Here is a 21385-nt window from a genome sequence, read left to right as displayed (position 1 = left end):
TAAAGGAATTAAGGACGGCACTGTGAAAGCTCTGTTCGAAAATCAAAATTATAAGGCTGTCATTGACTCCATGCGGGAATCGGTTGCCGACGGTGGTGACAGTTGGGAGATTCGTGGCTGGGCGATTGACCGCCTGCGCAAACAGGAGCTTGAGATCAGTGTGGACGCCGCGGATATATCGATCCGGCGCTTTAGCAGAGTCGATATCGCTGCGCTGATCGGCGCAAGTCCTGAAAAGAAGATCGGTTTTGTGCTGAAGGTGCCGAAGCGAAGCAAGAGTTTTTCGATGACTTTCTCCAGTCCCGGCACACAACGGCAGGTCACATTGGATATGTTCTCTCTGCGTGCCCGCTTTATGGGGGAGTACGTGCAGTCCTATGCCCAGCGCTTCTCCCACGCCCTCGCATATGTATTCACTCCCAAGAAGTGGGATGTCTTCGCTTCACGGGTCAGGATGTATCTGCACCTCAACGAGATGTACTACAGGAAATGGCAGCGCGAGCACAGAATTACCGAGGCCGAAGTCACGGCGACGATGCGTGGCATGAAGAGCCAGCCACTGGTCTCCATTATCACTCCCGTATATAACGTGGATGAACGTTGGCTCAGATGCTTCATCGATTCGGTTCGCTCCCAGTGGTACACCAACTGGGAGTTGTGCATTGCTGATGATTGCTCCAGCGCTCAGCACATTCGCCCGGTGTTGACCGAGTACCAGAAGCTGGATAAACGCATCAAAGTCACATTCCGTAAGCAAAATGGCGGGATATCCGAAGCCACGAATTCAGCCATGGAGCTGGCTACTGGCGATTTCATCGCCTTCATGGATAATGACGATGAGCTGTTGCCGCAGACGCTGTTCAGGATCGCCCAGACCATCGATCAGCATCACGATGTCGATTTCATCTATACGGATGAAGACAAAATCGGCGAGGTTGGTGAGCCTTTCGACCCCTTCTTCAAACCAGGGTTTTCCCAAACACTACTGTGGAGCCACAATTACATCACTCACTTCGTATGTGTGAGCAGGGGGATTGTGGATGATATCGGCCTGCTTCGTCCTGAATACAGCGGTTCGCAGGATTATGACTTTGTGCTGCGGGCGACACAGCGAGCCAAGAAAATCATACACATCCCCGAAGTGCTCTATCACTGGAGGACACTGGATACCTCGGTTGCAGGCGATCCGCGGAGCAAGATGTACGCCTATGAGGCAGGGCGTAAGGCCGTCGTCGATGCCTATCAACGGGCAGGTGTGGATGCCGAGGTCGTGCAACTCGATAATCTCGGTACGTACAAGGCGAATGTTCACTTGAAGACACTCCCTACGGTGCTTGTGGTCACTGCTCGCCTGAATGACGAGCAGGTCGCGTTGCTGCAACACACCACTGAGTATCCGTCATTCCATGTGCTGAACATCGAGAACTTCAACGATCAGGACAGGATAATAGCCCAAGCGGACGCTCTCAAGGCACAGTCGATCGTATTCGTCGATGGTGTTCTGCCTACCCATCCTTCATGGATCAACGAGATGGTGAACTTCACGTGGCGTAAGGATGTGGGAGTAATCGGAGGTCGCATCGTTGACGGTCATCATCGTGTTCTTGATGCCGGCGTCACGCTTGAATCCTTGAGAAACGGCCAGGTATTCGAGGGAGCCGGTGAGCTGGATGGTGATGTCAGCTACTACTTCCGTACCTCACTGCCCCGGGATATCTTCGCGGTCACCGAGCAATGCATGCTCGTCAAGTTGTCGGATTTCCGTAAATTGCAGGGATTTGATGATTCTTTGCCACAAGGGATGCAAGGAGTGGATTTTTGTGCTCGTATGCAGCAACAGCTTGGGCATACGACGATCTGGGAACCCTTCTCGATGATGAGGAATGTGAAACCCTCTCCTCTTGCCATTCCTCGGGATGTGGTCAATCGCTATCTTGTCAAACAGCCTCAGATGACCGACCCATTCAGGTCGGCGATGTATCCTCCGCGGCATCCCGAGAAAACACCTGTGATCGGTCTGACCATCGATTCGGTGAGCCCGGTTCCGGGAGCGCCTGACCGTTATGTCGTCAAGGGTTGGGCTGCGGATGTGTATCGTCATCGTGTTGCGGCGGTCACCGTGCCGAAGCAATATACGGACAGGGTTACCACGGTCGGTATAGAGCGATTCGAGAGGTTGGATGTCAGCAGGATGTTCCTGCTCAATGAGAGGGATCAACCAGGCTTCGTACTGACGATTCAAACGAAACTCGGTATCGTACCCGTCATGGCCAGCAGTCCCGATGGCGCGAAGATCGCCAAGGTCAAGGTCTCCAAGGTGCTGCTGATACTCAACAGGATGCAACGTCTGATGAAGATGGCGCTCCACCCGCGCACGCTCGTGCACCGTCTCAAAGAGCGTTTCATCGCTCCCCGGGATCGGAGGGAATCCTATGAGAAGTTCATCGCCAATGTTGAATCCTCCCAGACACCGCCCGATCCCGATGAATTCTCCTACCGTCCACTGATATCCATTATTATGCCGGTCTATAATGTGGATCCAAAGTGGCTTTTCCGTGCCGTCGAATCGGTGAGACAACAGACCTATCAGCATTGGGAGCTTTGTCTGGCCGACGACCACTCCAGCGACCCTCGGGTGAGGTCGGCTCTCGAAGGTCTGCAGGCCAAGGATTCGCGGATTCGTGTGGTGTTCCGCGAAGAGAACGGAGGAATCTCCGAGGCCACGAATTCCGCATTGCATATGGCCCAAGGTGAGTTCGTCGCCCTGATGGACAATGATGACGAGATCCCGCCGGATGCACTCGCCTATGTGGTGCAGGCTTTGAACGAGAACGGATCCTTGGATGTGATCTACACCGACGAGGACAAGATCGACGAAGGTGGCAAACGTTCCGATCCCGCATTCAAGCCGGACTATTCACCAGATCTCTTGCTGAGTACCAACTACATCAGCCATCTTGGTGTGTATCGCAGATCATTGGCTATGGAACTGAATGGATTTCGAAGCGAGTTCGATGGCGCTCAGGACTACGACTTCGTGCTGCGAGCCACTGAATCCACCAATCCGGATAGCATCAAGCATATCGCCCGAGTGCTCTATCACTGGCGCACACTGCCTACATCGACAGCGGGCAATCAGTCTTCGAAGGATTATGCGTTTGCAGCCGGTCAGTATGCGGTGCAGGCCGCCCTAGATAGGCGCGGTATAGCGGCGAAGGCACAACGAAGCCCGCTCAACGGCATTTACGATATCGAATATGAAGTTCCTGGTGATGAACTGGTTTCGGTTATCATTCCGACGAAGGATGGATACGACAATATCGAACGTTGCATCAGCTCCATCCTGGAAAAAACAAGCTACCCACATTACGAGATCGTGATCGCCGACAATGGCAGCACGAATACGGCAATGTTCGATCTCTACGATCAGCTTTCCGCGCGATCGAAGGTGCCGATCAAAGTCCTGAATATCGATATCCCATTCAATTTTTCGAGAATCAATAATCTTGCTGCGCAGCAGGCCTCGGGCCGCTATCTGTTGTTCCTGAATGACGATACGCAGGTCATCGCCCCTGATTGGATGTCCACGATGGTCGGTTATGCCCAACAGGACAGGGTAGGGGTCGTTGGAGCGAAGCTCTATTATCCCAATGAGCGGATTCAGCATGCTGGAGTCGTACTCGGACTTGGAGGAGTGGCAGGGCATATCATGGTGGGCACTCCACGAAGCCACGTCGGATATTTCGGTCGTTTGATGGAGAATGCCAACTACTATGCTGTTACGGCCGCGTGCTGCATGATCAAGGCTGAGAACTTCAAGGCAGTTGGAGGATTTGACGAAAGCTATTCCGTCGCCTACAACGATGTGGATCTGTGTATCAGGATTCATGATCGTCTTGGAAAAGACAATGTGTGGGCCCACAAGGCAGAGCTGTATCACTTTGAATCCGTGACCCGCGGATACGATACGGCTGCGAAGCAGAAGATGGAGAGACTCGAAAAGGAATCGGAGAAAATGCGCGGACAGTACAGTTCGCTAATAGCTAATGATCCCTACTACAACGAGAACCTCACACGTCAAGGGGGCGATTGCACCCCTCGAACTAGTTGATGAATTTTCGCGATTCTCCACTGGACACATGTCTGGATCATTAGCCCCACAGTAGTCCAGTCCTCAACACGGTGTATCTTAGAACAGTTGCTTTGCGGCGGGATCCTCATGGATTCGCGTCGCACGCACGCGCTACACCCTCCTGTCGTGGAAAGTCCACGGCCGATAAGTCCGAAGGAGGTGGGTGATGTCTGCGCATAAGTATGAATTGATGTTTATTGCCGATCCAGAGCTCGACGAACGAGGCTTGAAAAAGCTGACCGAACAGTATCTTGAGATCGTCACCAAGGAAGGTGGCTCAGTCGAGAAGACTGATTTCTGGGGTCGCCGCAAGCTTGCTTACGAAATTGATGGCAAAAAAGAGGGCAACTACACAGTTGTCAACTACAGCGCTGAGCCAGCCACGAGTGATGAACTTGATCGTGTGCTCAACCTGAATGAATCGGTTATTCGTACCAAGATCCTTCGTAAGGATGCCAAGTAAACTAGAACTCAAGTTTTGCTTCGTAACCGCTTGAAGCTTTGAGCAGATTAACGCATTTGGAAGGGTAAGAATATGGCAGGAGAAACGGTTATTACCGTAGTGGGTAATCTCACAGCGGATCCAGAAGTTCGTACTACCTCAAATGGTGGCACAGTCGCTAACTTCACCATTGCCTCAACTGTAAGGCAGTTCAACCGTAATTCTCAGCAGTGGGAAGACGGTGATGCCCTGTTCATGCGTTGTTCGGCTTGGGATTCCAATTACAACCCTATGGCCTCTAATATTCAGGCGAGCTTAGCCAAGGGCATGCGCGTTATTGCGCAAGGTCGTCTGGTACAGCGCTCCTATCAGGATCGAGAAGGTAATAATCGCACGATTGTAGAAATGCGGGTCGATGAAATCGGGCCAGCTCTTTCTCGCAATACAGCGCAGGTTACTCGCAACTCGAATTCTGGGAATGCTGACAACGGCCGTGGCGGTTTCGCTGGTAATAGTGCTAATGCTGCTGGCAACAATGGCGGCAATGGTGGGTACCAAGGTGGGGCAGGTTATCAGTCTGGCAACGGATATCAGGGTGGCGCTTCCGCAGCACCAGCCTCCCGCCAGAATGCTGCTCCGGCAGACCCATGGAGTTCCGATCAAAACAGCAGCAACGGATCGTTCGGATCATTTGGTTCTTCAGACGATTTCGGCGGTTCAGGAGACGAACCAGAGTTCTAGCTTCCAGAGGCTCACCAATCTGAGTTTCTGATTATCGTAGATATATATAGTATTCAAGGAGTACAAACAGATGTCACGCAAAAGGCCGCAACCACCGGTCAAACCGTTCAAAAAGAAGCCGAATCCACTCAAGGCTGCCAAAATCACCACTATCGATTACAAAGATGTAGCTTTGCTTCGCAAGTTCATCTCTGATCGTGGCAAGATTCGTTCACGTCGTATCACCGGTGTGACTGTACAAGAGCAGCGCAAAATTGCTACTGCCATCAAGAATGCTCGCGAAATGGCTTTGTTGCCATACGCGACAACCGGTCGCTGAGGGGAGCGTTTATCATGGCTAAGGAAACCAAGGTTATTCTCACCACAAGCGTTGCTGAACTCGGTCACTCAGGTGACGTTGTTGAGGTTAAGTCCGGATTTGCTCGCAATTACCTGATCCCTCAGGGATTAGCTTTTGCTTGGAGCAAGGGCGCAGCTGCTCAAATTGAAACCATGAAGCGTGCACGTCGCGCTCAAGCTCTGGCCACCCGTGAGGATGCTATTGCTGCTAAGAATGCTATTGAGGGCACCACTGTGGAAATCTCTGCAAAGGTATCCGAATCAGGCAAGCTCTTCGGTGGTATCTCCAACGAGGTAATCGTGGCGGCGCTTAAGTCGAAGGCTGCCGTGCAGGCAAAGGCCATTCATGTAGATCCAATCAAGACTACTGGTGACTTTGCTGCTACGGTTGCTCTGCATCCAGAAATTTCAGCAAGCTTTACTGTTAAGGTCGTTGCTGAGTAGTCAGTTTTTGCCTACAAATCTGATAAGCGGGGTGTCAACACTCATATTGTTGAGTGTTGACACCCCGCTTATCACGTATATGGCTCTTTATTGCCGATCGAAGCCGTTTGTGTAGGGAATTCTAGATAGAGGCAAGATATTCGCCTTGAAATTTGGCGGATTTGCAGGGCTGCTACTTGCTGTCTACATAAAAATCCCTACACAAATGGAATAGTGAAGATTATCGATCAGAAATTCCCGCCGTTCCAACCCCAATTAGTGGTTGCGGTGTAGCGTATATATGTTCTATCTTCTGGAATACCTAGCTCATCGCCTAGAGCTTTCATAATGGACTTCGTGAGTTGCTCCCAAGCTGAATTTGGGACGCTGCTGCCGAAAACGTTGACCTCCACGTAGGCAGCCGCTTGGGTATCATCACCACCGAAATATATAGGCATATTGTCTTCAAATGGGCACATCAACCAGCCTTCTGATTTTCCTGGCACAGCTGTAATTGCTTTGCCATATGCGGCTTTCAGATGTTTGCGTTGCTCTTGAGTGGTTGAGGTACTGACATGAGTATGAATAACTGGCATAATTCCTCCTAAGATTAACAATCCATAATTCAACAAGAAATTCTTGCTCTTGATCAGATACTATCGCCCTTTTAACAAAACAATTTGATAATGATAAGTATCACGAGATCATCAACAAAATACGATTATGTCGATGCACCGAAGGGAATACGCTGCTCAGTTTGCTCTATATGACGTCTAGCTACTTGATCATAGGTTTAGCGGGGAAAGGATTATGTTGTAGTGACCAGCGACCTAAACGATGTGCAAATGAATCGGTGTTGACGTTTTCCTCGGGTGAGGGAGCATCGAGTAGCCATTTGCGGATGATAAAGTTCCAAACCGATACGATGACTGTAGCCACGAGTTTGGCTATGTTGGTATACAGCACATATGTCCCATGCATGGTTTCTATCGCGTCAGCGGGAAGTGAAGCCGTCCCCATCCATAAAACCGCATCATTAATTAATAGTCCTATGGCAGCTGAAATAAAGAAAATGACGATTTCTAGCCACCGTGCCATATCGTCTCTGTGCTTAAAGACTATAGACATGCTCAGTAGATAGTTAACCGCAAGAGAGACCAAAAAAGAAATGGTTCCTGCGGAAACGTTGTTCATATGAGCATAACGAACGAGGAGGTTAAGGATACCAAAATCAATAATGAAAGCGATAACCCCGACAACACCGAATTTCGCAATCTGAGCGATGAGTTTTTTCACAGTTCACCATTCAAACATATAGATGCCGTGGTGACCTGAAAGTGCGGTACTTATATGCAAATTCGTCGCATCGAGTTTGCTGTGTTATATCTGAGAGTCCTCTGTAGACATAACACAGCTTCATAGTTGGAGTACTGACACTGAGCGTTGGTAGCCTCAGCGCAGTTAAACCGTGACTTGTGTGAGTGTTGGCTTCTCGGTGCTAGTGCGAATCTGCTGCAGCCCTATAAATGCTATAACCAAGGATGCCAGTGCAAGTCCAGTTACCACAGCAAAGCCACCATGCGAGCCGAACTTATCGATGAATTGCCCAGCGACGGCCGATCCGACTGATGCACCGATAGCATTCATCGCTCCCATCCAAGCAACACCTTCAGTGAATCTGGTGGGTGGTACTAAATGCAGAATCAATTGATTGCCATTGATCCAAGTAGGCGCTTGGCATACACCGATAATGAGATAAATAATCATAATTACCCAAAGGTGCTTAGCGAACAAAAATGTTCCGATGCCGAGGTTTACCACCAACAGACAGAAGTAAAAGCGTTTCCATAGCGGAATCACCCAGTTTTTAGCACCATATAAAATCGCGCCTAGCAGCGAGCTTAATGAGAAGCAAGCAAATACAAAACCGGTATATTGTTCCATGCTTTGCTCGCGTGCAAAAGACACAATAGAAATGGCGGCTGCGCTTTGGAAAGCTCCAAGACCAAACCAAGTCACGCAAACTGCAATAAGTCCAGGTCCCCAGATTGATTGTTTACCAATTTCACCTTGGAGTTCGGCTGCTTTTGCGGATTCGCGCTCGCGGTATTCCTTTCGCGTTATACCAGCTTCACGTGCGAGCTGGGATTGCGATGGAGGTTCAGTACTGAGTTCGGTAAGAATCATCAGAGCCCCAACAATTACACACACTCCAGTGAATGAGAAAGCTAAGAGTCCTGAAATGACAGCCAATATTGAAGCGAGAGGATTACCTATAACCCACATACATTCGTCAAATACTCCTGACAATGACAATGCACGGTCGGTTCGTACACGGTCACCTTTGAGTAAATGTGTCCATCGCCCACGACTCATAGCGCCCCACGGTGGAATAGCAGCAAGGAAGGGAGTAATGCAGTACAACACCCATTCAGGCGCTTTAGCGGTGATGCTACTGATAAGAGCTATTGATGCGATAATCCAGATGATGACCGTTGGTATAGAGACTTGTCGTTGCCCGAATTTATCGACAAGCTTGCCTAGTAACGGACCCACAATTGCCAAGGCGATAGCTTGTACAGCAGTGAGTGCACCTGCAAGAGCATAGCTGCCATAATAATGTTGCACTGAAATAGTGATGGTCATGCCAATCATCGGGAAGGGCATTGACGCGATTACTGAACCAATTGCAAAGCGCGCTGTATGAGGCATGCGCAGTAATTCCGCGTACCCTCCGAAAACGCGATTGCTGATGTCTCGCAGAGCGTGACCGATCTGATTGACCATGTGGTATGAATACCTTTCCTAATAGTGGTGGTGTGCCGCAAGACCTGTCAACAGGCATAGCAATACAGCTTTAGCTAAGTGGTGTTGATATGTGGTGGTGTCACGCATACGAATATGCGCTGGTGCCAAGAATGTTGAGTTTGTGCAGCCCTGCGATTGTGTTATATACAGATAGTGTTGTATGCAAGGCATACTCTATATGTCCTCTCCACGCGACACGCTGTATACGGTGATGGCATATTTGTGGAAGAAATCATTGCTGCAGATATATGACCCATATAACAACATTGACTATTTGGAGGACAGGCTTTATGACAACGACGAAGGTGAGCTTAGTTCGTCACGGTGAGGTGTTTAACCCAGAACATGTGTTGTATGAGCGTCTTCCTGATTTCCATCTTTCCACGCGCGGGCAACGTATGGCGCGAGCAACTGCGCAGTATATAGCTCAACAACCAACACTCAACAATGCTGTCGCACTATTTTCGTCTCCTTTAGACCGCACCTGTGAGACTTCTGATGCAATTCTTGAAGCGCTTAATGAGGAACGCGAGAAGCATGGTGAAGATCCTCTGACGGTTACCTTGGATGACCGCATTATTGAGGCAGGGAACGAGTTCAGAGGTAAACGTATCGGTCATGGAGATGGTGCGGTATGGCGAAGAAACAATATCAAACTATTGCATAACCTCTGGAAACCTAGTTGGGGGGAAACGTATCAGCAGATTGCGCAACGTGTGGGCGATTTTGTCTATGAAAAAGTCGACGAATACCCGGGCGAACACATTATCGCGATCAGCCACGAATCCCCGATTTGGACTTTCCGGCATCTGTTAGAAAAAGGTAGAGCAGAACATAACATGATGATGAGGCATACAGGTCTAGCTTCAATAACTACCATTACTTTCGATAATGCAACAAAGTTGCCTGTTTCCATTGAGTATGCAGACCCAGCTGCTGCTGTTATCTAAGGTTTTGGCCTGTTGATACATCTGAGTAATACACCAGGTGTCTATGATGAAACCACGTTATGCGGTGTACATCGAGGATGATGATGCACGGTATGGCAAGCTTTGCTTGAGCGGAAACGAGGGGGTAGCAATGGCGACGGTGATTAAGACGAACGATATCGGGCGTGTAGCGATATTGCCTGAACTACGTGATGCGTCGGCAGTAGCTGGCGAACTAATGAAATTATGGCCACTGAGTGAAGCTCTTCAGATGGATAATGATGCGAAATACGGTGAAAATCTTCAAGTTCGCATGACGCAAACTATCGCACGAGTGATCACCGGCGAAGATGTTACTGTTCCAGACGCGGAATATGTGTATGAGGGTGCTAGTGAAATACCTGGCAGGCCTCAAAGCATTGTCGAAGCCTTGCTCCGTGCAAATGAAGCCTATGACACCATTGCTGATTATTCGGAAAGCGGTGACACTAAACAGGTTATGGCCGCCTGTGCCATCTTGGGCGTTGACTGGGATCAGGACACCGTCACGCGTGTGGCAGAAACACTTGAAAGTATAGGTTCTTCTCTTGGTACCACTGATGATGCGCTAAAAACTACGGTTGACCCAGAAGGGATTGCGCAGCGTTTCGCGCTATCGATTGTTTCTGTCAACGCATTTATTGATGCTATTGGAGTCGACAATCCAAACCAGCCGCAGCGAGCCCTGCCCGTGGTGTTGTTTTTGAACGAAATTCAGGAGCGTTTGGCAATCCCCAGACTATTTTTGAGCGATCACGATTTTACTGGAATGCTGAGCGCTCGGTCTGAAGGGTCCGTCAAACTTATCAGTTTTGCACAGTTCCTCTCACCGCTAGCTCAACACGAGTGGAAGCGTCATCTTGATGATGTGTTGTGGGATCCTACCGTTGCAAAAGAACAGGCAAAAGCCGAGGATGAGCGTAAGAATAAAGAAGCACTTGCGGCAAAATTTGCCCACGTTCAAGATGATGAGGGCAAAGAGCACGTTGAACTATAGCTACAGAAAACTCACTATGAATGTATACATAGTTCGTAGTGAGTAGATCTGTTTGGGGCTCCTAGAAACAACGTACTAGTTGCTAAGCTGTTGAGCTCATCCAGCCTGATGAAAATTTGGCTGCTGAGGGTCATACGTAGAACTGTTCGGCATACTTGTTTGGTCCTGAAGCTGTGAGTTATTGCCAAACTGTGATGGTTGAATCTTGTCGAATCGCGCACCTGCGGATTTGCTACTCAGACACATGAAGATTACCCACAGTATGGTGCCTGCAAGAGTCATCAGAACTAACACCGATGCCAAAGCAAGGGTTGTCTGGATATCTTGTGGGTACCCTTCTATCGTGTTATGGGTTACTACATAGTTTGCAAATTCCTGAATATCGTCAGAAACGAAGAATTGCATAGCCAATGAGCCGCCATACGTTAAAGCGTTTGGTAGCACGATCCACCAACCGCTAATGTTCGCATCGTGTAGGCGACGAGCACCAACAGCTAACCACGGAATGAAGACTGCGGCCTCCCAGATGTATCCGGCCCAGGTGTTGACAGTCGGGGAGATAAGCCCAAGGGGCGATAGCGCCATGGTGACGAGAATATTGAATAGCACGAGCCACCAGACTTCGCCACGCGAAGCTCTACCAGAAAAAACGGCGTACTTGGTAAAGAATCGTTGAATAGCATGACCGAATCCGATGCCATACCACGGTGAATCACTTGACGGCTGTTGACCGAAGACATTGCCGTTGGTGTCAAACTGCGGTGGAACTTGAGGTAGTGGTGCGAGCGGATATCCCTGTTGCCCATATTGAGGGATGCGCTGCCCATATTGGGGTTGATCATCACTAGATGAGCGATGTGTGTACGACTCTTGAGCTGGCGCGTATTGTCCAAATTCTGGTTGCTGTTGAGAACCCTCGCGGGGTTCTGGTCGACCTGAGTTTGTGGGTTCGGACATCAATGGCTCCTAATTCTGCTCTCGCTGTTAACTCTTCCCTCATTGATAACACATATGTTGAGAAAAAGCTGATTTGCGTATCTTTCACTAAGGTGTATCGCCAAAACTATTAATGACGGAATTCTTCGCTTTCCCCTGCGCTTACCACCAGATGCTCCCACTGTTTGTACAGCGAGTGATAGAAATTCATTCCTTCGTATCGTCAAACCCTATCAACAGCCACTCACACAAGCTGATGAATCCAAGCAGTAGCCCAGTGAGTATAACAATGACCGCCGTGGCAGAAAAGATAAGGGGTGTACGGAAGGAGTTGAAAGCTGCCTGTAACCAGATGCCCAAACCGTTACGCGCACCTAGGTATTCGGCCGTGGCTGCAGTTGCAAATACATATGCGGCACTAACGCGTAAACCAGTAAAAATTTGTGGTGCGGCGACGCGCAGGGTTACATGCCATAGGGTCCATGCTCTGGTAGCACCACATGTCAATGCAACATCTGCAAAGAATTGTGGAACAGCCTTACAGCCCCGAAAAGTTTGAATAGCTATAGGGAATGTTGCGAATATAGCGGTGATAACTACTTTGCCTATAGGCTCGAAACCAAACCAAATGATGAATAGTGGTGCGATAGTAATCAAGGGGATTGTCTGAGCTGCGGCGAGGATTGGGTAGATACTATCCTGAATTGATCTCCACATATACATGCCTAGGCCTAATCCAATGCCAAGCAATACCGCGACAGCAAAACCTGCTATGCCCTCATATGCTGTGATAGCGCTAGCAGTAATCAGTTCAGGGAAAGTATCAACTGTTGCAGTAAAAATTGCACTTGGCGCTGGTACGGTGCGCGGGGAAATTCCAGAACATCGTACATATACTTCCCAGAGCACGAGTAGTACCAGCAATAATAGTGTCGCTGGTACTACTCGACGCACAGATTGATGAGTAGAGCGTTGTTGCGGCGCTGAAGCAGTGTGTGGACCGCTTGAACTGTGGGAGTACATTACCGTTGCACGTAACTGTTGGTTGCTAGTTCAGAGACTTGCGGAGCTTTGGCTGCCTTCTTTCCTGAGGCATCAGTGTATGTTCCAGCAGATTGCTGGAAATCAAGGTAGTCCTGACTTTCCTGCATATTCAGCTTTCCAGATATAGCTGTTCCATTCGGCGAGTTCGTCCAATAGCCACCTTTAACGATATCCTCCATCGAAGTTTTCGCGAGTGTGGCATCTAGATTTGCTTCCTTAGCCTGTTTCACCAGTAGTTGAGCTGCAGCATCAGGGTGAGAAAGTGCATAATCATAACCTTTGAGGGTTGCTGACATAAAGGATCGTAAAGACTGTTGATTGTTAGAATCCTTTAACCATGAAGAATTCACAGCGAAACCGAGCTGATCTGGATTGCCAGGGACACCCCAATCAGAGGCAACAAAACAATTGAGAGCAGGGCCGTGTAACTCGCTTTCGACATTCTCCCATGTTACATAGAAGCCGCCAAAATCTCCTTTCCCGCTGCTTAATGTTTGGAAAGTGTTGGTACCGGCAGTTGCGGTCTGGAAGTCACCGGTGCCGCCTGCTGATTTAATCATCTGCCGTACTACGGCTGTTTGCTCAGCTGATCCGAAACTAACAAAGGTTTTGCCATCAAAATCTTTTGGCGTGTGAATGTCGGTTCGTGATGCCAACGAGCACCAACGTGCAACAGGCTTTTGGGTTAGGTCAAATACGTAGCGGAGCGATCCACCCTGAGCATTGAAAGCCGCTACATTACTTAAGGTAGTAAAGCCGATGTCAGCTACCTTATTTTCGACAGAGCTTTCTGCCCCGGCCTGGGCTGTTGGCAATATCTGGACGTTCACACCTGCATCTTTGTAATATCCCAGAGCTTCAGCTGCATATATGCCGACGTGGTTGGTATTTGGCGTCCAATCCAGCATGAACGAGATTGTTGGATTATCGCTGCCGCTAGTTGAATTTGTGCTTGAACAAGCTGTGGCAGCAGCTATGAGTGATAAACCGCACAGTGCTGCGACTGCCCTACCTATACGGCGGGCACCTTGTGTGTGCTTTCCCAACTCTTCTTCACCTTGCCTTCTGCGCTGTTATGCGCATCTGCGGAGAGGTGGTCGACTACGGGAAGGTGATGAGCCCGCGCGACGCACCAGACCGCATCGGACTTAAAGATTCGCTTTAAGTCGCTATGGGTACTGATAGACCTTGGCACGGCTGCTGCCACCAACCGCGCGAACATAGCTATTATATGCGTGCATCTGACTGAAGACTCCACTGGTGCTACATGTCACATGAACGTTAAGTGCTGTGAAGGGGTTCACGTATTGTTGGAGATTGTTGGTGTTGTCTGCAAAGTGGGGGTAGGTGTGATCAATAAAGTCGGTAATGTGTATCGCACCGTGGTGTCCAGGGACGAGAAAGACGGTCCTTTACCGTTGTTGTTGACCATGCTGACTTTTGTAACAGGCATGGTAGATGCCTTCAGCTATTTGCTACTCGGTAGAGTGTTCGTAGCTAATATCACCGGTAGCCTTATGTTCCTTGGCTTTGCGCTGGGAGGGGCACCAGGATTTTATTGGAAATCCTATATCTTCGCATTAGTGCCATTTTTGCTAGCGGCCGCCTCTGGAGGCTTACTGATCAAAGCATTTGGCAGACATCGAGGCAGACATTTGCTGGCATCACTGTTGTTGCAGGATGCTGTTGTAGCGGTGGCACTGATCGTTTCGGTAGTACTGCCGATTAATCAGACCTATACGATGGAAGCGTTGACGGTTTTACTCGCAATATCCTTCGGCTTACAGAATTCTACGGTACGAGCACTGCGCGTTCCCGATATGACAACTACTGTGCTGACATTAACTATGACGGGCATAGCTTCAGATCTCAGTAAGACTGGTTCCGGACGTGCGCAGTTAGGGCGCAGATCGGCATCTATAGCGAGTATGTTCATCGGAGCCATCGTTGGCACGGTACTTATTCGTTTTGCCCAGTACTGGCTCGTGCTAGTTATTGCTTTCATAGTTATTATGTTGTGCACTCTGTTATCTCTTCGTTTGCGCAATTCCAAAGCTCCTTGGACTCAACGTAAACCTTTATAGTTTTAGAAAAAACAGCTGTGGAGTCGAAATTTGCTAAGCTCCATCGGCGTGGCTGTTTGTTGCTCGGCGTGTCCTCATTTGGGCTGGCTGGAAAGCGCTTGATGACGCGGTTTCGATGCTCTTGTAGATTTCAACGAATCTAGATTTTTTCGGCAAAACCCTACATATGGTGATGATTTATCCATATAACCCTAGATATGGTGATTCTGGTGTATCGTATGACTTGTTGGATAAATGACAGACGTGTAATTCCGTCAGTGTGAGGTGGAAGAGATTTATGGAGAGTCAGCTGCTAGATAACGACGCAAGCGTCGTTGAAGAGAATGTTGAAACCGGCAAAAGGGCTGGTGGGATTCTCGTTGAAAAAAGGGACGGAAGGATTGTAGATTTCGACCCCGTCAACATCGTTAGCGCCGTCGAATCGGCATATCAGGATTCCGGCGAAGAAGTTGGTCCTCAGGAAAGCCAAACCATTCATGCTATTGCTGAGCAGGTTGAAGGTGAGGTGCGTGATAGATACACCAAGCCCGTCAAAATTGAAGATATCCAAAACCTGGTCGAGCATGCATTAATTAACGGTCATCATTATGAGATTGCTCGTTCCTACACGACCTACCGGCTGAGCCGTGATATTGATCGTGCAAAAGCTACTGATGTTAACGAGGCAGTGAAGCGACTGACCAGTAGAGATGAATCGTTGGTGCGTGAAAACGCTAACAAAGACAGCAATGTGTATGCCACACAGCGGGATTTGCTCGCAGGTGCAGTCAGTAAAGCTTCAGCGCTCACGATGTTGCCAAAAGAGGTTGCTAACGCACACCTTAAAGGCGATATCCATTTTCATGACGCTGACTATTCGCCATTCACGCCAATGACGAATTGCTCGCTACCTGATTTTGGTGACATGTTGAAGCATGGATTCGCGCTGGGTAACGCGATGATGGACTCACCTAAATCGATTGGTACAGCCTCGACTCAGATTACTCAGATCATCAAAGACATTGCCGGATGTCAATATGGCGGTCAGACCGTAAATCGGTGTGACGAGATGCTTGAGCCTTATGCGATGCTGGATTATCGCAAGAATCTCGATATGGCTGAAGCAGTGATTCCTGATAATGCTCCTCTTGAGGTTGCTCGTAAGAGTGTCGAAAACCTGAAGGCCAAGGAACCAGGGTGGTTGCATTTTGAGAACCGCGAGGCTCTTCCTGCTGATACGCCTTTTGACCACGATGCTCCTGAGCTTGAGCAGATTCGACAAGAATATGCCAAAATTCTCACTCGTAAGAATATTTACGATGCAATGCAGACGATGGAGTATCAGATTAATTCCAATCGTGTGAGCAATGGTCAAACACCATTCGTTACGGTTGGTTTTGGATTAGGGACCTCGTGGTTCTCTAGAGAAATTCAGCGAGCGATTTTGCTGATTCGCATTAGGGGACTTGGCAAGGAACGCCATACTGCTATCTTCCCGAAGTTGGTGTTTACCATTAAGCATGGCATCAATGCCGATGAGGGTGATTCGAATTACGATTTGAAGGAACTCGCTCTCGAATGTGCTACCAAGCGTATGTATCCTGACGTGGTGTTCTATGACAACATCGTCAAGATCACGGGTTCTTTCAAGGCTCCTATGGGCTGCAGAAGCTTCTTACAAGGATGGATTGATCCTAAGACCGGTGAGGATGTCGAGGATGGTCGTATGAATCTCGGCGTTGTCACTGTTAATATCCCACGTATCGCCTTGGAATCTCGAGGTGACCAGGATCGTTTCTGGAAGATTTTTGATCAGCGCATGGATGTGGCACATCACGCTATGCAGTTTAGAATTATGCGCTGCAAGCAGGCAACACCTATTAATGCTCCGACGTTATTCCAGTACGGTGCATTCGGCCGCCTTGAGGCAAGTGAAAAAGTGGATTCACTTTTCCGCGATGAACGATCGACGATTTCTTTGGGCTATATCGGTCTTTACGAAGCCACTGCCGTGTTCTTTGGCAAGGACTGGATGAAGGATCACTCCTGGGATGAGGAGGGTAAAGAATTTGCGTTGAGCATTGTACGCAGAATGAACCAGCTCTGTGCACAATGGGCTAAGACCGAGCGCTACCACTATTCCGTATACTCCACTCCTGCTGAGAGCCTTACTGACCGCTTTGCTCGCATGGATAAGGAGAAGTTTGGATCAGTGGAGGGTGTGACTGATCATGACTTCTACACCAATAGCTTCCACTATCCAGTCTGGCTGCGTCCTACTCCGATGGAGAAGCTGAGTTATGAACGTGACTTCCCATATCTTGCTAGTGGTGGGTTCATCAACTATTGTGAATTCCCAACGCTGCAACAGAATCCGAAAGCACTAGAAGCTGTCTGGGATTTTGCTTACGGCATTGGTATTGGTTATCTCGGTACCAATACTCCTATAGATCATTGCTTTGAATGTGGTTTTGAGGGTGATTTCGAGCCCACTGAAGAAGGATTTAAGTGCCCTGAATGTGGTAACAGTGACCCAGCCAAGTGCAATGTAACTAAGCGCACATGTGGTTATCTTGGTAATCCTGTGCAGCGTCCGATGGTTCACGGGCGTCATGAGGAGATTGCTCATCGCGTCAAGCATATGGCGGGTGAAACGGGCCATGTGGTACTCAAAGATGGTTCCACCAAGGAATGGTGGGATGACGCCAAGTGATATTGAGATTGGGGGTGGGACGCGATGAGTGGATCATTCATTGCAACCGCCCCTGGTCGGCGTGATTTCGCACACGGTGAGCCAGGACGTGGCCCAGGGGTGCCTTCCGGATTGACGAATAATCCTAAGGCAGGTCAGTGGGATGGTAGAAAGCTCAGCAGAGGAATAGTAGCCGATTACAAGCGTTTTGTTGTCACTGATGGTGAAGGTATCAGATGTTCTATCTATGTCAGTGGATGTCCGTTTCACTGTGAAGGCTGTTGGAATTCTTCTATATGGAATTTTCGTTCGGGGCATCCCTATACGCCTGAACTTGAGGATCAGATATTAGCCGATATGGCATTGCCTTATGTGCAAGGTCTGACGCTACTTGGCGGTGAGCCGATGCTGAACACGCCAATGTTGAACCCGTTGCTGCATAAAATTCGTGAGCGTTTTGGGCATAGCAAAGACATCTGGTGCTGGACTGGCTACACCTGGGAAGAGTTGATGAGACAGGGTGAAACGCCAGATAAGGCCGAGTTGCTCTCTATGGTTGATGTCTTGGTGGATGGACGATTCTTGGAATCTGAGAAGAATAGTTTGCTTCAATTTAGAGGTTCGTCAAATCAGCGTGTTATTGATGTGCCGAAATCTGTTGAAGCGGGTAGCCCAGTCATTTGGGCAAAATTGCACGATCAAGAGCGATTCATACCTGAACTATATGGTAAAGATCGCGACGAAGAGCAAAAGGCTTAGGAACTGATTTTCACTTGAAACAGTGGGTAGAAACACTGGGTAGAAACAGTGGGTAGTGCTATGCCAAACACTGCTTTGAGCACTGAATATCGTCTGTTCCTCCGTTTGTGTAGGGATATTTAATCTCAGTGGGCCGTCCACAGAATCATGAATGGCGGTATTTCGCCATTCATGAAGTATTTTGCGACCTTGATATTTCAGTATCCCTACACAAACGATGATTACGCTTAATTCCGCAGTTCCTTGTGTGCGCGAGATATGTATTGTCGTGCGGTTGTACACTGCTTACCGTGGAAACGGTATTCTTCTGCGCATGACACACTAGCGATAAGAGCATATGGGTATAACCTTGCATGCTTGACAAGTAGATTTGCACAGCGAGCACGCTAATTACACAAGAACAATAGTGATGTAGGTGTGGCCGTCCCGTTGCCGCGGCACAATAGGGGTTATGACCCAAGAGACTTCTCAACAAGATTCAATAACGGTTTCAGCAGATGCTAAGGCAGGCCGGTCGAGCACCACTGATTTTCCAAGTAATGTACGTGTTCGTTTTTGCCCATCGCCGACCGGAACACCTCATGTGGGTATGGTGCGTACAGCCCTATTCAATTGGGCTGAAGCTCGTCATACCAAGGGTACTTTCGTGTTTCGTATTGAAGATACTGATGCAGCACGTGACTCTCAAGAAAGCTACGAGCAAATTATCGATGCGCTCCGGTGGCTTGGGCTGGACTGGGATGAGGGTATAGAGGTTGGCGGTCCTGATGGCCCATATCGTCAGTCAGAACGAACCGAGATTTATAAGAGCGTTGCAACAAAGTTGCTTGACGCAGGTTATGCTTACGAGTCTTTCTCAACCAGTGAGGAAATCGAAGCTCGTAACCTTGCCGCGGGGCGTCCCAAAGCCTTCGGATATGACGGCTATGACCGGACATTGACCGATGAGCAGAAGCAGGCCTTCCGTAACGAGGGAAGAAAGCCAGCAATTCGTATCCGCATGCCAGAGGATGATGTAGCCTTCGATGATCTTATCCGCGGAGAAATTGTTTTTAAGGCAGGTTCAGTACCTGACTATGTCATAGTCAGGCCCAATGGTGATCCACTCTACACACTAACTAATCCGGTTGATGACGCTATGATGCGCATTAATGTAGTGCTACGCGGTGAAGATTTGTTGAGTTCTACTCCCAGACAGATTGTGCTCTACCGTGCGTTGATTGAGCTCGGCATTGCTCAGGAGATGCCGCTCTTTGGCCATATGCCCTATGTCATGGGCGAAGGCAAGAAGAAACTTTCGAAGAGAGATCCGGAGTCCAACCTCTTCCTTCATCGAGAGCACGGTTTTATTCCTGAAGGATTGTTGAACTACCTCGCTCTGCTGGGATGGTCAATTGGGCCTGACCGCGATGTGTTTAGTATGAAGGAGTTAGCTGAGCACTTCGATATACGCGACGTTAAAGCTAATCCTGCACACTTTGATATTGATAAGGCTATAGCCATCAATGCTGAACATATTCGCATGCTAGAGCCTGATGATTTCTTAGGTCGCGCAATTCCATACCTGCATCGTGACGGTGTGGTTTCTGCAGACTCATGGGATGCATTGACGGACCGTGAGCGCAACATTTTGCAAGCAGCTGCGCCGTTAATTCAGCCGCGTGTGCGTCTGCTAAGTGAGGTTGCAGGCATGGCTGGGAGTTTGTTGAGCACAGCAGAATATCTGGAGCCCGAAGCTGATGCGCGCAAACAGCTTAAGGCAACTGCAGGTGAGGTGCTTGAGAAGGCCGTTGCTACATTGGAAGAGGTCCCAGAAGGCGAATGGCACACAGATGCACTCCATGAGCTGCTGAGCAAGGTTCTGGTTGAGGAGGGTGGATATAAGCCAAGACTCGCATTTGGACCTATTCGTGTAGCAGTTTCAGGTCGGCGTGTTTCGCCACCGTTGTTTGAATCTATGGAGATTATCGGTAAACCTGTGACACTCGCAAGACTGCGCAGCTTGCAAAACAACTTATAAGCATGTATATTCTGTATCCGCTGCGTTTTTTCTTCGGAAGACGCGCTGCGGATAACAGAAGAAGGCCCCCATCGTCTAGCGGCCTAGGACATCGCCCTCTCACGGCGGTAACACCGGTTCAAATCCGGTTGGGGGTACGACGGACGCGGCAATCGTGTTTACGATTGTTACGCCAGCCAATTGGGGTATGGTGTAATTGGCAACACGGCTGATTCTGGTTCAGTTGTTCTTGGTTCGAGTCCAGGTACCCCAGCCAATATGAAACCCTACAGCCTTAAGGGCTGCGGGGCTTTTTTGTATCCACATCATCGTTATTTCAGAGAATTATGAGCGCCACATGTGTGCCAACCCCAAGACGCCAGCCACACGACGCCGCGAGGGTTCACTGTTAGAGGTACCCCATTGGTACCCCAGAATGCTGCCACGCCGGAGCATGATTGCTGAAACGTGGTGTAATGGCTTCATCATTAATACTTAGCCGATTTCCGCCCTGTTGAAGTGTATGTTGGGTTAGTAAGCACGCCGCATAGCGCTAATGCTGCTCATAATAAGATGAATAAAATCAGATGGAGGAGATTCGTGAGAAGTACTGAATCGTTATCGTTGGATGCCGCAGAGACGGCCTTGCAACAAGCCATGAAGAATAGTGACGTGGCAACGCTTGACCGGATGATATCTGATGATCTGGTGTTTGTGGGCATAGACGGCAAGAATATAAGTAAGCAAGATGACCTGAAATCTCATAAAACAGGAGAGACCAAGTTTGAGCGCTTGGATGAGGTGAGTCGGCGGATCTCGGCGGTGAGAGAAGGACAAACATCAGGTTCTACTGAGGTCGTGGCAGAGGTGGTGAACATTATTCAGGGTGAGCGTGTACATGGACTGTTGAAATGGCACCGTGACTGGCACCTAATCGATTCACGCTGGCAAGTGATACGTGGTTCGGTGAGTTTAGCGAAATAATCGCTGTCTCTATTCCTTCGTTGGTGACAGTGTTCTATCGAGGCGATAGAGCTCCACC

General features: G+C 49.0%; 18 protein-coding genes and 2 tRNA genes. 14 read left to right on the top strand and 6 right to left on the bottom strand.

Going from position 1 to position 21385, the window contains the following annotated elements; genetic code table 11:
- Positions 1-22 precede the first annotated feature (22 nt).
- From LKI20_RS09450 to rplI, 5 genes are all read left to right on the top strand, one after another.
- Complete coding sequence (locus LKI20_RS09450; RefSeq protein ID WP_291773107.1) at positions 23-4111, top strand: glycosyltransferase family 2 protein; 4089 nt, start codon at positions 23-25, stop codon at positions 4109-4111.
- A gap of 187 nt (positions 4112-4298) precedes the next feature.
- Entirely contained in the window at positions 4299-4595 is a 297-nt protein-coding gene (rpsF, locus tag LKI20_RS09445; RefSeq protein ID WP_291773106.1) for a 30S ribosomal protein S6, read from the top strand.
- A 72-nt stretch (positions 4596-4667) separates the two neighbouring features.
- On the top strand, positions 4668-5315 hold the full coding sequence (locus tag LKI20_RS09440) for a single-stranded DNA-binding protein (protein ID WP_291773104.1): 648 nt from the start codon (positions 4668-4670) through the stop codon (positions 5313-5315).
- 70 nt (positions 5316-5385) lie between these two features.
- Entirely contained in the window at positions 5386-5634 is a 249-nt protein-coding gene (rpsR, locus tag LKI20_RS09435) for a 30S ribosomal protein S18 (protein WP_034253280.1), read from the top strand.
- 14 nt (positions 5635-5648) lie between these two features.
- A complete protein-coding gene (gene rplI, locus LKI20_RS09430; RefSeq protein WP_291773102.1) occupies positions 5649-6098 on the top strand; it encodes a 50S ribosomal protein L9 in 450 nt (149 codons plus the stop codon).
- 227 nt (positions 6099-6325) lie between these two features.
- On the opposite strand, the gene LKI20_RS09425 is transcribed toward rplI, so the two are convergent.
- From LKI20_RS09425 to LKI20_RS09415, 3 genes are all read right to left on the bottom strand, one after another.
- The gene (locus tag LKI20_RS09425) at positions 6326-6673 is read right to left on the bottom strand and encodes a phenylpyruvate tautomerase MIF-related protein (protein ID WP_291773100.1); all 348 of its coding nucleotides are present in this window, start codon (positions 6671-6673) and stop codon (positions 6326-6328) included.
- Between the two features lie 181 nt (positions 6674-6854).
- Positions 6855-7373: a GtrA family protein gene (locus tag LKI20_RS09420; protein WP_291773098.1), complete on the bottom strand. Its 519-nt coding sequence runs from the start codon at positions 7371-7373 to the stop codon at positions 6855-6857.
- A gap of 165 nt (positions 7374-7538) precedes the next feature.
- A complete protein-coding gene (locus tag LKI20_RS09415; RefSeq protein ID WP_291773096.1) occupies positions 7539-8864 on the bottom strand; it encodes an MFS transporter in 1326 nt (441 codons plus the stop codon).
- Positions 8865-9175: 311 nt separating this feature from the next.
- Between LKI20_RS09415 and LKI20_RS09410 the strand changes: the two genes are divergently transcribed.
- A complete protein-coding gene (locus LKI20_RS09410; RefSeq protein ID WP_291773094.1) occupies positions 9176-9835 on the top strand; it encodes a histidine phosphatase family protein in 660 nt (219 codons plus the stop codon).
- Between the two features lie 43 nt (positions 9836-9878).
- Complete coding sequence (locus LKI20_RS09405; RefSeq protein WP_434734922.1) at positions 9879-10850, top strand: hypothetical protein; 972 nt, start codon at positions 9879-9881, stop codon at positions 10848-10850.
- A 96-nt stretch (positions 10851-10946) separates the two neighbouring features.
- Here the strand turns inward: LKI20_RS09405 and LKI20_RS09400 are convergent, their stop codons facing one another.
- The 3 genes from LKI20_RS09400 to LKI20_RS09390 form a co-directional block, all read right to left on the bottom strand.
- Complete coding sequence (locus tag LKI20_RS09400; protein WP_291773092.1) at positions 10947-11807, bottom strand: DUF805 domain-containing protein; 861 nt, start codon at positions 11805-11807, stop codon at positions 10947-10949.
- A gap of 186 nt (positions 11808-11993) precedes the next feature.
- Positions 11994-12809: an ABC transporter permease gene (locus tag LKI20_RS09395; protein WP_434734921.1), complete on the bottom strand. Its 816-nt coding sequence runs from the start codon at positions 12807-12809 to the stop codon at positions 11994-11996.
- Positions 12809-13876, bottom strand: a complete 1068-nt coding sequence (locus LKI20_RS09390; protein WP_291773090.1) for an ABC transporter substrate-binding protein — start codon at positions 13874-13876, stop codon at positions 12809-12811. The genes LKI20_RS09395 and LKI20_RS09390 overlap by 1 nt, the downstream gene beginning before the upstream one ends.
- A 303-nt stretch (positions 13877-14179) precedes the next feature.
- Between LKI20_RS09390 and LKI20_RS09385 the strand changes: the two genes are divergently transcribed.
- From LKI20_RS09385 to LKI20_RS09355, 7 genes are all read left to right on the top strand, one after another.
- A complete protein-coding gene (locus LKI20_RS09385) occupies positions 14180-14914 on the top strand; it encodes a YoaK family protein (RefSeq protein ID WP_291773088.1) in 735 nt (244 codons plus the stop codon).
- A gap of 277 nt (positions 14915-15191) precedes the next feature.
- A complete protein-coding gene (nrdD, locus tag LKI20_RS09380; protein ID WP_291773086.1) occupies positions 15192-17606 on the top strand; it encodes an anaerobic ribonucleoside-triphosphate reductase in 2415 nt (804 codons plus the stop codon).
- A gap of 24 nt (positions 17607-17630) precedes the next feature.
- Positions 17631-18344 (top strand): anaerobic ribonucleoside-triphosphate reductase activating protein, encoded by a 714-nt coding sequence (gene nrdG, locus LKI20_RS09375; RefSeq protein WP_291773085.1) that lies wholly within the window; start codon positions 17631-17633, stop codon positions 18342-18344.
- Positions 18345-18795: 451 nt separating this feature from the next.
- Positions 18796-20364 (top strand): glutamate--tRNA ligase, encoded by a 1569-nt coding sequence (gene gltX / locus LKI20_RS09370; protein ID WP_291773083.1) that lies wholly within the window; start codon positions 18796-18798, stop codon positions 20362-20364.
- A 64-nt stretch (positions 20365-20428) separates the two neighbouring features.
- Positions 20429-20501: transfer RNA gene (locus LKI20_RS09365), tRNA-Glu, on the top strand.
- Between the two features lie 44 nt (positions 20502-20545).
- A tRNA-Gln gene (locus tag LKI20_RS09360) sits at positions 20546-20620 on the top strand.
- Positions 20621-20943: 323 nt separating this feature from the next.
- Entirely contained in the window at positions 20944-21327 is a 384-nt protein-coding gene (locus tag LKI20_RS09355) for a nuclear transport factor 2 family protein (RefSeq protein ID WP_291773080.1), read from the top strand.
- Positions 21328-21385 lie beyond the last annotated feature (58 nt).

This window comes from Bifidobacterium sp. (genome assembly GCF_022647885.1).
GTDB lineage: Bacteria > Actinomycetota > Actinomycetes > Actinomycetales > Bifidobacteriaceae > Bombiscardovia.
This window is presented reverse-complemented; position numbering and strand designations above follow the sequence as displayed.

Coding starts and splice junctions, on each gene's coding strand:
- LKI20_RS09410 (WP_291773094.1), top strand. CDS start 9,176: ATGACAACGACGAAGGTGAGCTTAGTTCGTCACGGTGAGGTGTTTAAC.
- rpsF (WP_291773106.1), top strand. CDS start 4,299: ATGTCTGCGCATAAGTATGAATTGATGTTTATTGCCGATCCAGAGCTC.
- rpsR (WP_034253280.1), top strand. CDS start 5,386: ATGTCACGCAAAAGGCCGCAACCACCGGTCAAACCGTTCAAAAAGAAG.
- LKI20_RS09400 (WP_291773092.1), bottom strand. CDS start 11,807: ATGTCCGAACCCACAAACTCAGGTCGACCAGAACCCCGCGAGGGTTCT.
- LKI20_RS09395 (WP_434734921.1), bottom strand. CDS start 12,809: ATGTACTCCCACAGTTCAAGCGGTCCACACACTGCTTCAGCGCCGCAA.
- LKI20_RS09405 (WP_434734922.1), top strand. CDS start 9,879: ATGATGAAACCACGTTATGCGGTGTACATCGAGGATGATGATGCACGG.
- nrdD (WP_291773086.1), top strand. CDS start 15,192: ATGGAGAGTCAGCTGCTAGATAACGACGCAAGCGTCGTTGAAGAGAAT.
- LKI20_RS09425 (WP_291773100.1), bottom strand. CDS start 6,673: ATGCCAGTTATTCATACTCATGTCAGTACCTCAACCACTCAAGAGCAA.
- nrdG (WP_291773085.1), top strand. CDS start 17,631: ATGAGTGGATCATTCATTGCAACCGCCCCTGGTCGGCGTGATTTCGCA.
- LKI20_RS09415 (WP_291773096.1), bottom strand. CDS start 8,864: ATGGTCAATCAGATCGGTCACGCTCTGCGAGACATCAGCAATCGCGTT.
- gltX (WP_291773083.1), top strand. CDS start 18,796: ATGACCCAAGAGACTTCTCAACAAGATTCAATAACGGTTTCAGCAGAT.
- rplI (WP_291773102.1), top strand. CDS start 5,649: ATGGCTAAGGAAACCAAGGTTATTCTCACCACAAGCGTTGCTGAACTC.
- LKI20_RS09440 (WP_291773104.1), top strand. CDS start 4,668: ATGGCAGGAGAAACGGTTATTACCGTAGTGGGTAATCTCACAGCGGAT.